This is a genomic window from Streptomyces sp. P3, assembly GCF_003032475.1.
Classification (GTDB): Bacteria; Actinomycetota; Actinomycetes; order Streptomycetales; family Streptomycetaceae; genus Streptomyces.
Map to the genome: position 1 here is coordinate 6,790,461 of NZ_CP028369.1, position 13,905 is coordinate 6,804,365.

At 72.3% G+C, this 13,905-nt stretch carries 12 protein-coding genes and 1 pseudogene; 4 read left to right on the forward strand and 9 right to left on the reverse strand.

What is annotated here, in order from left to right:
* Nucleotides 1–85 precede the first annotated feature (85 nt).
* Complete coding sequence (locus C6376_RS29780; RefSeq protein WP_107446242.1) at nucleotides 86–949, reverse strand: phosphotransferase enzyme family protein; 864 nt, start codon at nucleotides 947–949, stop codon at nucleotides 86–88.
* A gap of 87 nt (nucleotides 950–1,036) precedes the next feature.
* Here C6376_RS29780 and C6376_RS29785 point away from each other — a divergent pair.
* Nucleotides 1,037–1,420: pseudogene (locus C6376_RS29785) on the forward strand (glycosyl transferase); the annotation flags it as partial.
* Nucleotides 1,421–1,504: 84 nt separating this feature from the next.
* Here the strand turns inward: C6376_RS29785 and C6376_RS29790 are convergent.
* Nucleotides 1,505–3,772: an MMPL family transporter gene (locus tag C6376_RS29790; protein WP_107446244.1), complete on the reverse strand. Its 2,268-nt coding sequence runs from the start codon at nucleotides 3,770–3,772 to the stop codon at nucleotides 1,505–1,507.
* A 394-nt stretch (nucleotides 3,773–4,166) separates the two neighbouring features.
* On the opposite strand from C6376_RS29790, the gene C6376_RS29795 reads away from it, so the two are divergent.
* From C6376_RS29795 to C6376_RS29805, 3 genes are all read left to right on the forward strand, one after another.
* Nucleotides 4,167–4,715 carry a DUF1697 domain-containing protein gene (locus C6376_RS29795; RefSeq protein WP_107446245.1) on the forward strand — a complete coding sequence of 183 codons (549 nt, stop codon included), beginning with the start codon at nucleotides 4,167–4,169 and terminating at the stop codon, nucleotides 4,713–4,715.
* Nucleotides 4,716–5,182: 467 nt separating this feature from the next.
* Nucleotides 5,183–6,226 carry a ketopantoate reductase family protein gene (locus tag C6376_RS29800; RefSeq protein ID WP_107446246.1) on the forward strand — a complete coding sequence of 348 codons (1,044 nt, stop codon included), beginning with the start codon at nucleotides 5,183–5,185 and terminating at the stop codon, nucleotides 6,224–6,226.
* Nucleotides 6,227–6,231: 5 nt separating this feature from the next.
* Nucleotides 6,232–6,831 (forward strand): TIGR03086 family metal-binding protein, encoded by a 600-nt coding sequence (locus C6376_RS29805; RefSeq protein ID WP_107446247.1) that lies wholly within the window; start codon nucleotides 6,232–6,234, stop codon nucleotides 6,829–6,831.
* A 357-nt stretch (nucleotides 6,832–7,188) separates the two neighbouring features.
* Here the strand turns inward: C6376_RS29805 and C6376_RS29810 are convergent, their stop codons facing one another.
* The 7 genes from C6376_RS29810 to cysC form a co-directional block, all read right to left on the reverse strand.
* On the reverse strand, nucleotides 7,189–7,938 hold the full coding sequence (locus C6376_RS29810; RefSeq protein ID WP_107446248.1) for a sirohydrochlorin chelatase: 750 nt from the start codon (nucleotides 7,936–7,938) through the stop codon (nucleotides 7,189–7,191).
* Nucleotides 7,939–7,944: 6 nt separating this feature from the next.
* Entirely contained in the window at nucleotides 7,945–8,859 is a 915-nt protein-coding gene (locus C6376_RS29815) for an ABC transporter permease (protein ID WP_107446249.1), read from the reverse strand.
* Nucleotides 8,846–9,658, reverse strand: coding sequence for an ABC transporter ATP-binding protein (locus C6376_RS29820; protein ID WP_173985759.1), 813 nt, complete (start codon nucleotides 9,656–9,658; stop codon nucleotides 8,846–8,848). Before C6376_RS29820 ends, C6376_RS29815 begins: the two co-directional genes overlap by 14 nt.
* The gene (locus C6376_RS29825; protein WP_107446251.1) at nucleotides 9,655–10,785 is read right to left on the reverse strand and encodes an aliphatic sulfonate ABC transporter substrate-binding protein; all 1,131 of its coding nucleotides are present in this window, start codon (nucleotides 10,783–10,785) and stop codon (nucleotides 9,655–9,657) included. The genes C6376_RS29820 and C6376_RS29825 overlap by 4 nt, the downstream gene beginning before the upstream one ends.
* 236 nt (nucleotides 10,786–11,021) lie before the next feature.
* Nucleotides 11,022–12,356: a sulfate adenylyltransferase subunit 1 gene (locus tag C6376_RS29835; RefSeq protein ID WP_107446253.1), complete on the reverse strand. Its 1,335-nt coding sequence runs from the start codon at nucleotides 12,354–12,356 to the stop codon at nucleotides 11,022–11,024.
* A gap of 2 nt (nucleotides 12,357–12,358) precedes the next feature.
* Nucleotides 12,359–13,297: a sulfate adenylyltransferase subunit CysD gene (gene cysD, locus C6376_RS29840; RefSeq protein WP_107446254.1), complete on the reverse strand. Its 939-nt coding sequence runs from the start codon at nucleotides 13,295–13,297 to the stop codon at nucleotides 12,359–12,361.
* Nucleotides 13,294–13,902, reverse strand: a complete 609-nt coding sequence (gene cysC / locus C6376_RS29845; RefSeq protein ID WP_107449270.1) for an adenylyl-sulfate kinase — start codon at nucleotides 13,900–13,902, stop codon at nucleotides 13,294–13,296. The genes cysD and cysC overlap by 4 nt, the downstream gene beginning before the upstream one ends.
* Between the last annotated feature and the right edge of the window lie 3 nt (nucleotides 13,903–13,905).

A 13,905-nucleotide genomic window follows, 5' to 3' on the forward strand; every position in this document is an offset into this window, starting at 1 on the left:
CCGTGCCGCCGCGCTCACCGGGGGCGCCGGCGTCCCCGGTGGGGGAGCGTCCTCGGCGGGGCCTTGTTCCCGTCGGGCCGCCGCCTCAGAAGGGGTACCAGCGCACCGCCTCGTCCCCTTCGCGCAGCGACGCCACCCGGCGCCGGAACTCCGCCGCGGCCTCGGGGTTCGCCGGTGCGTGCTGGGCGACCCAGGCGCAGCTCGCCGTCTCGCGCGCGCCGCGCAGCACCGCACAGCCCTCCCACTCCCGCACGTCCCACCCGTAAGCCTCGGTGAAGACGTCATAGGCCTCGGCGGGCAGGCCGTACCGGTCGAGGGAGAGCGCCATGACGACGAGGTCGTGCTCGCGCAGATCGGCGGAGAAGGTCTCCAGGTCGACCAGGACCGGACCGCCGGGGCCGATGTGCACATTGCGCGCCAGCGCGTCGCCGTGGATCGGGCCGGGCCGCAGCCGCGGGGCGAGGGCTCGGGCGGCCTCGGCGAAGCCGTCGCGCCGCGCGCGCAGAAAGGCCGCGTCCGCCGGGTCGATCGCGTCGCCGGCGAGTCGCAGCCAGCGTTCGACCCCCGACAGCAGATCCCGCGGCGGCAGGGCGAAGGCGGGGGCGGGCAGGGCGTGCACCAGACGCAGCAGCGCGGCCAGGTCCCCTGGCCCGGCCGGCCGCACCGGGTCCGGCAGCCGGTGCCACACCGTCACCGGATGCCCCTCGACCAGCAGCGGCTTCGGCTCCGCCGACCGCACCGCCGGCACGCCCGCCTCGGCCAGCCAGGCCGCGACGTCCAGTTCGCGCCGGGCCCGTTCGAGGAGCTCGGCGTCCCGGCCCACCTTCACCGCCAGGCCGCCGGCGGCGAACACCGCGTTCTCCCCCAGTGCGAGCAGCCGCGCGTCCGCCGCCGGGCCGGGCAGCACACCCGCCGCGGCCAGTACGTCCCGCGCCCGCGCCTCGTCCATCGTCCGCCTCCGTGTCGCCACCCGCCAGGCCCGCCGGCGGCGTGATCCGGCCGCCGACGGCCAGTCTCGCATCCGGGCGGCCAGGCGCCGGCCGTGCTGGGCGAGGTGCCGGACTCCGTCGAGGTGCGGTCCCGGATACCGCAGCCGGCGGTACTGAGGCAGGCCGACCTCTTCGTCACCCACGCGGGCGCCGGCGGCGGCCGGGAGGGGCCGGCCACGCCGGTGATCGCCGTACCGCAGGCCGTGGGCCGGTCCGGCAGAGCGGACATCCTCCGGGAGCACGGCGTGGCCCGGCGGACCGGCCCGGCGGACACCAAGGCCGGGGCCCTGCGCGAGGCCGCCCTCGCGCTCGTCGGCGATCCCGCAGTGGCCCGCCGGCTCCGGGCGGTCCAGGCGGAGACGGCGGCCGAAGGCGGCACACCACGGGCGGCGGACCTCGTCGAGGCCGAACCCGCCAGGACGCGCGGCTGAACCCGACACCGGGAAGGGCCCGTCGACTCCCGGGGAAGTCAACGGGCCCTCAGGACGACCGCCTTGCGGGGATACCCCGGGGCGTCAGACCCCCACCGGCCGGCCCTCGTCGTCCCGCGCCACCGGCGCGACCGGCTGCGGCGACTCGTCGTGCGTGAGGTCCGGCAGCCAGTGCAGCCACTTCGGCAGGTACCAGTTGCGCTCACCGAGCAGCGCCATCACGGCAGGCAGCAGCACACCGCGGATGATCGTCGCGTCGATCAGGACCGCCGCCGCGAGGCCCACGCCCATCTGCTTCATCGACTGCATGGACAGCGTGCCGAAGATCGCGAACACGGCGACCATGATGACGGCGGCGCTGGTGACCACGCCCGCCGTGGTGACCACACCGTGCTCGATCGCCTCGTTCGTCGTACGCCCCCGCAACCGCGCCTCGCGGATCCGGGAGACGACGAACACGTGGTAGTCCATCGACAGACCGAACAGGATCACGAACAGGAACAGCGGCAGCCAGGTGATGATCGCGCCGACGCCCTCCGCGCCCACCAGCGACGCGCCCCAGCCGTGCTGGAACACCGCGACGAGGATGCCGTACGCCGCGCCCACCGAAAGCAGGTTGAGCACGATCGAGGTGATCGCGACCGTCAGCGAGCGGAACGACAGCAGCATCAGCAGGAAGGCGAAGACCACCACGAACGCGAAGACCGGGGCGACCGCTCCGGCCAACTGGTCGTTGAAGTCCTGCGAACCGGCCACCTGCCCGGTGATCGGCGCCTGGACGCCGTCCACCGTGCCGAGCGTGGCGGGCCGCACCTCGTCGCGCAGCTTCGCCAGGCTCGCACCCGCCTTGTCCAGGTCGGAGCCGCCGACCAGCGGCACGTACACGTAGGCGACGTTCTGCGCGTCGTGCAGCTTGATCTCGACCGGCCCCCGGGAGGCGCCCGAACTCACGGCCTGCTCCTTGAACGCCTGGAGCGCGGCCTTCACGTCGGCGGAGTTGATGTCGTCCGCCTTGACGATCACCTCGGCCGGCTCGGAGCCGCCCGGGAAGGCGTCGTTGACCCGGTTGTACGTCTGCACGATGGGCAGCGAGTCGCCGAACTCCTGGTCCAGGGTGAGGTTCTGGGTCTTCATGCCGACCGCCGGAGCGGCGATCGCGAGCAGCGCGCCGGCCGCCACGACCAGCGAGACGCCGGGCCTGGCGAGGACGACCTTCAGCACGGCGCTCCAGAACCGGCTGCCCTGCGCGGCACGGCCGCCGTCGCCCTTCTTGCGGCGCTTGTCGGGGTGCAGGAACGGGATCCGGCCCTTCTCCACCCGGTGGCCGAGCAGCGAGAGAAGCGCCGGCAGCACGGTCACCGAACCGACCATGGCGACCGCGACCACCATCAGAGAGGCAAGACCCATCGCCTCGAACGTGGCGAGACCCGTGAACAGCATGCCCGCCATCGCCACGCACACGGTGACACCGGAGACGATCACGGCACGGCCGCTGGTCGCCGCGGCGATCCGGAGAGCGGTTTGCGGATCATGTCCCGCGGCCCGCTCCTCGCGCTCCCGGCGGAGGTAGAACAGGCAGTAGTCGACGCCCACGGCCAGACCGACCAGCAGCATCACCGAACTCGCGGTGTCGTCCATCGGCTGGAAGTGGCTGACGATGCTCATCAGACCCATCGTCGCCATGATCGCCGTGACCGCGAGGGCCACCGGCAGCAGCGCCGCCACCAGCGCGCCGAAGGCGATCAGCAGGATGCCCAGTGCCACCGGCACCGCGGAGTACTCGGCCTGCTGGAAGTCGTCGCCGAACGCGTCGTCGAACGTCTTCATCATGCTGGCTCCGCCGATCTCCTCGATCCGCACCGAGGAGTGCTCCTTCTGCACGCCGGCGACGGCGTCGAGAACCGGCTCGACCCGCTCGCCCGCGGTGTCGGAGTCACCGCGCATGTCGAACTGCACCAGCGCGCTGCGGCCGTCCTTGGAGATCGTCCGCGTGTCGTAGGGCGAGGTCACGTCGGTGACCGCACCCGTCTTGCCGACGGCCGCGACGACCGCGGTGACGGCGGCCTTGAACTCGGGGTCGGTGGCCTTGAGGGAGCCGCTCTTCGCCTGGATGAGCACGGTCTCGCCGGCCGGCTCCTCGATGCCGGCGTCCTCGATGATCCTGGCGGCCGTGTGGGTCTCGCCCCCGAGCTGGTCGCTCTCCTTGACCTCGACCGTGCCGGCCGCCGAGCCGATCCCCATGGCCAGGACGACGAACAGCACCCAGATGCCCACGGCGGCCCATCGGTGCCGGGCGCTCCAGCCGCCGGCCCGCGCGGCGAAGCCCCGCACCCTTGTATCTCCGTTCCCCATGACGGGCCTGCCCTCTTGTGATGCGGTGGAAGCCCCCTGCCGCCACCTTCCGATTCGAAGGTATGGCCTGGATAAAGCCGTCTCGTCGTGCTGCCCGGTGACGTGCCGGGCACGCGGGTCCTCCCCTCGGACCGCGCCGTCTCACCGCTGGGTAGGACAGTGACCCCTTACACCTATCCGCGGATCTCGGGGACGGCGATCAGGGTGCAGTCGCCGGTGAAACCCCGGATGTGTCGTTTCGAAAGTTTGCACAACACGTCACAGGCCTGTGGAGAAGTCCGTCAGAGGTTGCTCCGCGGCCCGTCGATCGGCAAGAGTTTCGCCCTGGCCCCTCGTCGGGCCGCGGCCGTCGTGCTCACCCCCACGGGGCACGGCGGCCACCTAGGCTGAGCAGATGACGACGACGTACGCGGCCCTGCTGCGCGGCATCAACGTGGGCGGCAACCGGAAGCTCCCCATGGCCGAACTGCGCACCCTGATCGAGGAGCTCGGCCACGGCGACGTGCGCACCTACCTCCAGAGCGGCCAGGCCGTCTTCTCCAGCGCCCACGGCGACGAGGAGAGCCTCGCCGCCGCACTTACGGCGGCGATCGAGAAACGCTTCGGCTTCACCGTGGGCGTGATCGTGCGCGACCACGCCTATCTGCGCGAGGTCGCCGACGCCTGCCCGTTCCCGGCCGCCGACCTGGAGGCCAAGCAGCTCCACGCCACCTACTTCTCCGGACCCGTCGACGAGGAGCGCTTCGCCGGTATCGACCGCGCCGCCCACCTCCCCGAGGACTTCCGCCTCGGCGACCGCGTCCTGTACCTGTACGCCCCCGACGGCCTCGGCCGCTCCAGACTCGCCGAGCAGTTGGGAAGGCCGCGCGTGAACAAGGGGCTGATCGCCACCACCCGCAACTGGAACACCGTCCTCAAGCTGGTGGAGATGACCCGGCCGTGACCCGGCGCCGACGGCGGCCGTAGCCGGACGGGACAGGGGCGGCGACGCCTGCGCCTCCCCGGCCGCACCGGCACGGGCTCGGCCCGCGTCCGGGCGGTGCCCTGCGTATACCGGGCTCGCATCCGGCGCCGGGTCGGGTTCGCGTGGCGCGTACCGGGCTCGCGCCCGGCGCGGGCCGGGTCACCGAAACGCGTGGACGCCCAGGGGCAGGCCGTGCGAGGGCGCGCTGTGGCCGTGGCCGTGGCCGTGGCCGTGGCGATGGTGGTGATGGTGGTGGTCACGGTGGGTGTTCCGCTCGTCGAGCACCGTCCGGCGTCGTTCGCGGCCCGGCCGCAGGCGCCGGCGCGGTCGGGGTGTGCGGCGTCCGCGACCGTCCCGCTCCACCCGGGCCTTGACCACCGCCCGTCGCCACGCCCGTGCCGACCGATCCCGCCCGCGTTCCCGGACAACTGTGCGAGGCTCGACCCATGCGCTACGTCATCATCGGGGCAGGGGCGGTCGGGGGCACGATCGCAGGACGGCTGGCGGAGGCCGGGCAGCAGGTCGTGCTGGTCGCGCGCGGCGCGCACCGGGCGGCGCTCGCGGAGCACGGACTGCGGCTGCGCGTCCCGCAGGGCCTGCTGACGTTCCGGCTGCCCGTGGTCGAGAGCCCGGCCGAGGTCGGCACACTGCGCGCCGACGACGTCCTCGTCCTCGCCGTCAAGACCCAGGACGCCGAGTCGGCCCTGCGCACGTGGGGCCCGGCACCGGTCGAGGGCGGCGGCACCGCGGCCGAGCGGCTGCCGTTGTTCTGCGCGCAGAACGGCGTGGAGGGCCCACGACTGGCCCTGCGCCGCTTCCGGCACGTCTACGGCGTGTGCGTCTGGCTGCCGTCCACCCACGTCGACCCCGGCGTCGTCGCCGCCGCGGGCACCCCGCTCACCGGCATCCTGCACCTCGGCCGCCATCCGCACGGCGCCGACGACACCGTCCGCCGTGTCGCCGCCGACCTGGAGAAGGCACGCTTCGAGGCGCCCGTCGTACCGGACGTCTCCCGGTGGCAGTACGCCAAACTCCTGTCCAACCTCGGCAACGCCCTGGAAGCGGTGAGCGGGCCGGCCGCCGACCCCCGCGCCGAGGCGCTGTACGCGCGCGTACGCGCCGAGGGCGAGAGCGTGCTGCGCGCCGCCGGCATCCCCTACGTGAGCACCGGGGAACAGCGGGCCGCACGCGGCGACAAGATCACCCTCGTCCCGCTCGACGACGCCCCGCGCGGCGGCGGCTCCTCCTGGCAGTCCCTCAGCCGCGGCACCGGGACCATCGAGGCCGACCACCTCAACGGCGAGATCGTGCTCCTCGGCCGCCTCAACGGCGTGCCCACCCCGCTGAACGAGTTGCTGCAACGGCTTGCCAACGAGTTCGCCCGGGAGCGTCGGGAGCCCGGTTCCCTGCCGCTGCCGGACCTGCTCCGGCTGGCCGACGACGCTGTCGCGTTTCTTCAAGATTCCCGGGGACCCCGCTCCGTAGCGTGAGCGGCATGCAGCACGACGAGACCCACCGGTACCTGTCCGAATGCGCCGCCGAGGCGTCGCGCGTCGCCCGCGGCGTCCCCGCGGAACGGCTGGACGACCCCACGCACTGCCCCGGTTGGACCCTGCGCACCCTGGTCGACCACTGGGTCCTCTACACCTCCCACGGCCTCGAGCACCGCGCCCTGCGCAAGCCGCTGCCCGACGAACTGACCGGCCGCGACTTCACCGCCGACCCGCACTGGGCGACGGCGTACGCCGAGCAGCTCGAGCGGGCCGTCGCCGCGTGGGCCGACCCGGCTGTGTGGGAGGGCGAGATCGACCTCGGGTCGGCCGCGATGCCCGCCGCCGAGGTGGCCTCGCTGATCCTCAAGGAGACCGCGGTGCACGGATGGGACGTCGCGGTCGCCACCGGCCAGGAGTTCCGCATCTGCGACGACGCGGCCCGGTCCGTCCTCGGCGTCGTCGAACGGCACGGGGACCTCTACCGCCGCTACGACGGCTTCGCGCAGGCGGTGCCGGTGGCGCAGGACGCGCCGGTGTTCGAGCGGGCGCTCGCGGCGAGCGGCCGCGACCCGCGCCGGGGCGCCGTCCGACCGCGAGGCTGACGGCCGGTCCGTGCCGTCGGCTCGCGGCGCGCGTGGCCGGGAGGCCTGGGCTGCGGTGGTTGCCCGGGGGAAGGCTGACGGCCGGTTCGTCCCCTCGGCCCTGGGACCCTTACCGGCGGTCCCGGTGGTTCCGGCGGTTCCCGGTGGTTGCCGGACGGCGTCCAAGCGCGCCCGCCGTGCCGACGTCCGCCACCGCAAGGACTCACATGCCACGACGCACACCGCACACGCACGACGCACAGGCGTTGGGCGGGCCCGCACAGGCGCCCGCCCGTCGCTTGCGGCCGCGCATCCGCCGGGCGGGCCCGGTGACCGGTGAGCACGTCCTCGCCGTACCGCAACTGCCGCCGGACGACCTCACGCCCCCACAGCCGCCAGCGCCGGTGTCCGGGCTGTTTCGTAACGTTCCAGAAGCACCCGGGCCACCTCCGGCGCCGGGCCCAGCACGTCGGCCAGGACGTCCGCCTCGGTCGCTCCGCGCGCGATGCGGTCCGGCAGGAAACCGGGAGCCAGGACGTACGGCGCGACGGCGACCCGCGCACACCCCAGCGCCCGCAACTCGCGGACCGCGTCCTCGGTGCGCGGCAGAGAGGCGGAGGCGAACGCAGGCCGCACGGCACACCAACCGGTGCGCCGCCACTCCCGCGCGATTTCTGCGATCACTGCGATCGCCTCCGGGTCGGAGGACCCCGCCGAGGCCAGCACGACCCCGGTCGAGGACTTGTCGGCGGGCGACAGCCCCGCCTCGTACAACCGCCGTTCCAGCGCGCAGAGCAGCAACGGCGAGGGGCCGAGCACCTCGGCCTGCCTGATCCGCAGTTGCGGCGGCGCGTCCCGCAGCACCGCCGGGACGTCCGCCTTCGCATGGAACGCGCGGGTCAACAGCAACGGCAGAGCCACGACGTCCCGCACGCCGTCCGCCGCCAGCGACCTCAGCACCCCGTGGACGGACGGCACGTTGAAGTCGAGGAAACCGGTCTCGACACGCAATCCCGGCCGCAGCGAACGCACCCGGCGTACCAGGGCGTGGACGGTCGCCGCATGCCGCGGATCACGGCTGCCGTGGGCGATCACCACCAGGGCGGGGAGAACGGGCTTCTTGTGCATGGGACGTCAGCTCTTCACCAGCAGGCCGCGGCTGCGCAGCACCCACCGCTCGAGCGGACTGAAGATCAGCAGATCGATCGCGATGCCGACGAACAGGATGAGCAGGATCGCCTCGAACACCATCGACATGTCACTGGCGTTGCGCCCGTTCTCCAGCAACTGGCCGAGGCCGACGCCGAGATCGGGGAACGACGCGATGATCTCCGCCGCCATCAGCGAACGCCACGAGAACGCCCAGCCCTGCTTCAGACCCGCCACATAGCCCGGCAGCGCGGCCGGCAGCGTGATGTACACGGTGCCCTTCAGCCCCGTCGCCCCCATCGTGCGGCCCGCCCGCAGGAACAGCGGCGACACCTGGTCGACGCCGGAGACCAGTCCGTTGGCGATGGACGGCACCGCGCCCAGCAGGATCACCGCGTACATCATCGAGTTGTTCAGACCCAGCCACAGCACGGCCGGCGGCACCCACGCCACCGACGGCAGCGACTGCAGCCCGGACAGGATCGGCCCGATGGCCGCCCGCACGAACTTCACCCGCGCCACCAGCAGGCCCAGCGGGGTGCCGATCGCCAGGGCGAACAGGAAGCCGAGCAGTCCGCGCGAGACGCTCGTCCAGATGTACCCGAGCAACTCGCCCTGGAGCCATGCCCGGCGGAGCGTGTGCCAGACGTCCAGCGGGGAGACCAGCTTGGTCGGGTCGTCGACCGTCCGATAGGTGATCTGCCAGACGACCAGCAGCAGCGCCGTCGCGACGACCGGCGGCAGGATCTTGTCGACCAGGGTCCGCCGGAAGGGCACCCGCGCGGCGGGCGCGACGACGTCCAGCGCGTCGAGCCCCGCCTCCACACCGGCCAGCCCGCCGGCGTCGGCCTTCGTATCGGTGCCCTTGGCCACCGTCGTCCTCGTCTCAGTGCTGGCCATGACGGCGGATCTCCCCACGCAGGACTTCGGTGATCTCCAGGGACAGTTCCGCCACCGGGGCGTCCTCGATCCGGCGCGGCTGCGGGATGTCCACCGTCCACTCGCGCGCCACCCGGCCGGGCCGCGAGGACAGCAGGACGACGCGCTGTGCGAGCCGCACCGCCTCCCGCACGTTGTGCGTGACGAACAGGACGGACAGCCCCGTCTCCTCCCAGATCCGGGTGAGCTCGTCGTGCAGCACGTCCCGCGTGATGGCGTCCAGCGCCGCGAACGGCTCGTCCATCAGCAGCAGTTGGCTCTCCTGTGCCAGCGCGCGGGCCATCGCCACTCGCTGCCGCATACCGCCGGAAAGCTCGTGAACACGCTTTCCGTACGCGCCCTTCAACCGGACCAGCTCGAGCAGCTCCTCGGCCTTGCCGCGCCGCTCGGGCTTCGCGACCCCCCGCAGCTTCAGGGCGAGTTCGATGTTCTTGCCCGCGGTCAGCCACGGGAACAGCGCGTGTTCCTGGAACATCAGTGCAGGGCGGCCGTCCGTCGTGATGGACCCGGCGGTGGGCCGGTCGAGGCCGGCCACCAGGTTCAGCAGGGTGGACTTGCCGCAGCCCGACGCCCCGAGCAGGGTGACGAACTCGCCGGGCGCGACATCGAGGGTGATGTCGTCCAGTACGAGCTGCTGCCCGCCCGGACCCGCGAAGGACTTCGAGACGTGGTCGAGGCGTGCCGCGAACGCCACGGACTCGGTGGGCTCGGCGGCCTTGGCGAAGGTCGTGGCCATGGTCGTCACCTCCTGGGGACTCATCGGGACTTCGGTCGGTCGACACCCAGACCGGCGTCGTCGACGGCGGACTCGCCCTCGGCCTCGAGGACCTTGTTCAGGATCGTCAGGTCGTAGATGCCCTCGAGGTCGGGCTTCTCCAGCAGGCCCGCCTCGACGGCGTGCGCCGCCTCGGCGTCGAGGGTGGCCGCCAGCGGGTCGTCGGTGAACCTGATCGACTGCCACGCCGGGTCCAGCACGTCGGCGGGCAGCGCCTTGCCGGTGTCCGTCTCCAGCTGCCTGTTCGCCGCGGCCCTCGCCTTCGCCGGATTGGCGCCGATCCACCTGTTGGTCTCCACCGAGCCCTTCAGCACGGCCTCCACGACCTTCGGGTGCTTCTCGAGGAACTTCTGCGACACGATGACGTTCGTGATCACGAACTTCCCGCCGGGCCACAGCGACGCCTCGTCCAGCAGCACCCTGCCGCCCTCGGCGACCAGCCTCGAGGCGGTCGGCTCCGGCACCCAGGCGCCGTCCACCGACCCCGACCTGAACGCGTCCGGCGTCACCTTGTTGTCGCTGCGGACGACGGTCACGTCACCCTTGCCGCTCTGCGCGTCGACCTTCCAGCCCTGCTCCGCGATCCAGTGCAAGAACGCCACATCCTGCGTGTTTCCGAGCTGAGGCGTCGCGATCCTCTTGCCCTTGACGTCCTCGAGCGAGGTGATCTTGTCCGGATCCACCACCAGCTTCACCCCGCCGGACGCCGAGCCCCCCACGATGCGCAGGCTCCTGCCGTCGGACTTGGCGTAGCCGTTGATCGCAGGGGACGGACCGATCCAGCCGATGTCGAGGGAACCGGCGTTCAACGCCTCGATCTCCGAGGGGCCCGCGTTGAACGTCGCGTACGACGCCTTGGTGGCGCCCAGAGCCTGCTGCAGGATGCCCTGTTCACGGCCGACGAGCGCCGTCGCGTGCGTCAGGTTGCCGAAGTACCCGATGCGCACGGTGTCGAGCCCGTCGATCTTCCGCGCCCCGGCGGCTACCTGCTCGTTGGCGTTGCCCTCCTTGGCCTGCGAACCGTAACCGCAGGCCGCGAGGGCGAGCAGGGGCAGCGCCGCTAGGGCCGCGACGCCGCGGCGAAGCCGTGACAGGGGGAGACTGGCAGGCACCGGGAGGGGTTCCTCTCGTCGGCCCGGCGGTCACGGTCTCTCAGGTCGTGGCCGGGAGCTCGGCAAAGGGTTTTCGTCGTTTCCACGACGGCGGGAGGGGCGGGCGGGCGCGCAGGCGGTGCGCGTACGTCAGCGCGCACATCGCGCGACTCCGCCCTGCCCGCTGCCGAGGGCGCCGCTGCCCACCCGGCCGCCCTCCTTCGCGAACGTCGCGTAGACGTCGGTCGCGGCCACGGTCAGAAGTCCCAGCCGTCGTCGTCGAGCGCGTCCTTGACCGGCTCCGGCGACGCGAACGACTCGCCGACCATGCCCGCGGTGAGCGTCGTGCCGTCGGCCGGGTCGATCAGGATGAACGAGCCGGTACGGCGCGAGTCGGCGTAGGAATCCACCGGAAGCGGTTGTGCGGTGCGGATCTTCACCCGGCCGATGTCGTTGGCGACGAGCTGTCCCGGATGCGGGTGCAGGGACAGGTCGTCGAGCGTGAGACGGGACGGGATGTCCTTCACGATCGCCTTGACGGTGCGGGTGCCGTGCTTGATCAGCACCCGGTGCCCGACGGTCAGCGGCTGGTCGGCGACATGGCACACGGTCGCCTCGACGTCCTGGGTGGTGGCCGGCGCGTCCTTGGTGGGCACGATCAGGTCGCCGCGCGAGACGTCGACGTCGTCGGCGAGCAGCACGGTCACCGACTGCGTCGTCCACGCCACGTCCACCGGCTCGCCCAGCAGGTCGATGCCGGAGATCGTCGACGTGCGGCCGGACGGCAGGACGGTCACCGGCTCGCCGACCCGGAAGGTGCCCGCGGCGATCTGGCCCGCGTAGCCCCGGTAGTCCGGGTGCTCGGCGGTCTGCGGCCGGATCACGTACTGGACGGGCAGCCGGGCGTGGCAGTGCGCGAGGTCGTGACTGACCGGAACCGTTTCCAGGTGTTCCAGGAACGTCGGCCCGCCGTACCAGTCCATGTTCGCCGACGGATCCACCACGTTGTCGCCGGCCAGTGCCGAGATCGGGATGGCGGTCACCTCGGGAACGCCGAGCTCGCTCGCGTACGCCGTGAACTCCTCGGCGATCGCCGCGAACACCGGCTCCCGGTAGTCGACCAGGTCCATCTTGTTGACGGCGAGAACGACGTGCGGGACCCGGAGCAGGGCCGCGATCGCCGCGTGCCGGCGGGTCTGCTCGACGACGCCGTTGCGGGCGTCGACCAGGATCACCGTCAGCTCCGCCGTGGAGGCGCCCGTCACCATGTTGCGGGTGTACTGCACGTGACCTGGGGTGTCGGCCAGGATGAACCGGCGCCGGGGTGTCGCGAAGTAGCGGTAGGCCACGTCGATGGTGATGCCCTGCTCGCGTTCGGCGCGCAGCCCGTCGGTGAGGAGCGCCAGGTCGGGCGCTTCCTGCCCGCGGCTCGCCGAGGCGCGCTCGACGGCCTCCAGCTGGTCGCTCAGGATCGACTTGGAGTCGTGCAGCAGCCTGCCCACCAGGGTGGACTTGCCGTCGTCGACGGAGCCGGCGGTGGCGAACCGCAACAGGGTCGTGGCCGAGAGTTCCTCGGAGGTGATCGTGCTCATGCTTAGAAGTACCCCTCGCGCTTGCGGTCTTCCATCGCGGCCTCGGACATCTTGTCGTCGGCGCGGGTCGCGCCGCGCTCGGTCAGCCGGGAGGCGGCGATCTCGGCGATGACGTCGTCCAGCGTCACCGCGTCGGAGTCGACGGCGCCGGTGCAGGACATGTCACCGACGGTGCGGTAACGCACGAGACGCTTTTCGACCGTTTCCCCGTCCTTGGGGCCGCCCCACTCGCCGGCGGTCAGCCACATGCCGGCCCGCCGGAACACCTCCCGCTCGTGCGCGAAGTAGATCTCCGGCAGTTCGATGCCCTCACGGGCGATGTACTGCCAGACGTCCAGCTCGGTCCAGTTGGAGAGCGGGAAGACCCGGACGTGCTCGCCGGGGGCGTGGCGGCCGTTGTACAGGTTCCACAGCTCGGGCCGCTGGCGACGCGGGTCCCACTGCGAGAACTCGTCGCGCAGGGAGAACACCCGCTCCTTGGCGCGTGCCTTCTCCTCGTCGCGCCGGCCCCCGCCGAAGACCGCGTCGAACCTCTCGGCCTGGATCTTCTCCGTGAGCGGCAGCGTCTGGAGCGGGTTGCGGGTGCCGTCCGGACGCTCCCTGAGCGCCCCGCGGTCGATGTACTCCTGCACGGAGGCCACATGGAGGCGCAGCCCGTGCTCGGCGACCACCCGGTCGCGGTACTCCAGGACCTCGGGGAAGTTGTGCCCGGTGTCCACGTGCAGCAGCGAGAAGGGGACGGCGGCCGGGGCGAACGCCTTCAGCGCCAGGTGCAGCATGACGATGGAGTCCTTGCCGCCGGAGAACAGGATCACCGGCCGCTCGAACTCGCCCGCCACCTCGCGGAAGATGTGCACCGCCTCGGACTCCAGGGAGTCCAGGTGGCTGAGGGCGTACGGGCTGACCGTGCCCTCCTCGGTGTCGGCGACGGTCGTCGTCACGCCAGTCCCCTCTCGCTGAGCAGGGCGTACACCGACGCCGCGGACTCCTGCACGGTCTGGTCCTGGGACTCGATCCGCAGATCGGGCGCCTCGGGGGCCTCGTAGGGGTCGTCGACCCCGGTGAGTCCGGTCAGCTCGCCCGCCGCCTGCTTGGCGTACAGGCCCTTCACGTCACGGACCGAGCACACCTCGACCGGAGTCGCCACGTGCACCTCCAGGTAACCGGTTGCGCTCTCCTGGTGACGCTTGCGCACGGCCTCACGGCTGTCCGCGTACGGCGCGATCACCGGGACGAGCACCTTGACTCCGTTGCGGGCCAGCAGCTCGGCCAGGAAACCGATGCGCTGCACGTTCGCGTGCCGGTCCTCGCGGCTGAAACCGAGGCCGGCGGAGATGAACTCGCGGATCTCGTCGCCGTCGAGCACCTCGACGAGGTGGCCCTCCTCGCGCAGCCGGCCGGCCAGCTCGAACGCGATGGTGGTCTTGCCGGCACTCGGCAGACCCGTGAGCCAGACGGTGGCTCCGGTCGTCACGTGGTTCTCCCGGTTCGTAGGGGGATGGGGGGTGCCGCCGGGGGCGGCGCTGTTCGTGGAGGTCGCGGTCATGGC

Coding starts and splice junctions, on each gene's coding strand:
- C6376_RS29780 (WP_107446242.1), bottom strand. CDS start 949: ATGGACGAGGCGCGGGCGCGGGACGTACTGGCCGCGGCGGGTGTGCTG.
- C6376_RS29790 (WP_107446244.1), bottom strand. CDS start 3,772: ATGGGGAACGGAGATACAAGGGTGCGGGGCTTCGCCGCGCGGGCCGGC.
- C6376_RS29795 (WP_107446245.1), top strand. CDS start 4,167: ATGACGACGACGTACGCGGCCCTGCTGCGCGGCATCAACGTGGGCGGC.
- C6376_RS29800 (WP_107446246.1), top strand. CDS start 5,183: ATGCGCTACGTCATCATCGGGGCAGGGGCGGTCGGGGGCACGATCGCA.
- C6376_RS29805 (WP_107446247.1), top strand. CDS start 6,232: ATGCAGCACGACGAGACCCACCGGTACCTGTCCGAATGCGCCGCCGAG.
- C6376_RS29810 (WP_107446248.1), bottom strand. CDS start 7,938: ATGCACAAGAAGCCCGTTCTCCCCGCCCTGGTGGTGATCGCCCACGGC.
- C6376_RS29815 (WP_107446249.1), bottom strand. CDS start 8,859: ATGGCCAGCACTGAGACGAGGACGACGGTGGCCAAGGGCACCGATACG.
- C6376_RS29820 (WP_173985759.1), bottom strand. CDS start 9,658: ATGAGTCCCCAGGAGGTGACGACCATGGCCACGACCTTCGCCAAGGCC.
- C6376_RS29835 (WP_107446253.1), bottom strand. CDS start 12,356: ATGAGCACGATCACCTCCGAGGAACTCTCGGCCACGACCCTGTTGCGG.
- cysC (WP_107449270.1), bottom strand. CDS start 13,902: ATGACCGCGACCTCCACGAACAGCGCCGCCCCCGGCGGCACCCCCCAT.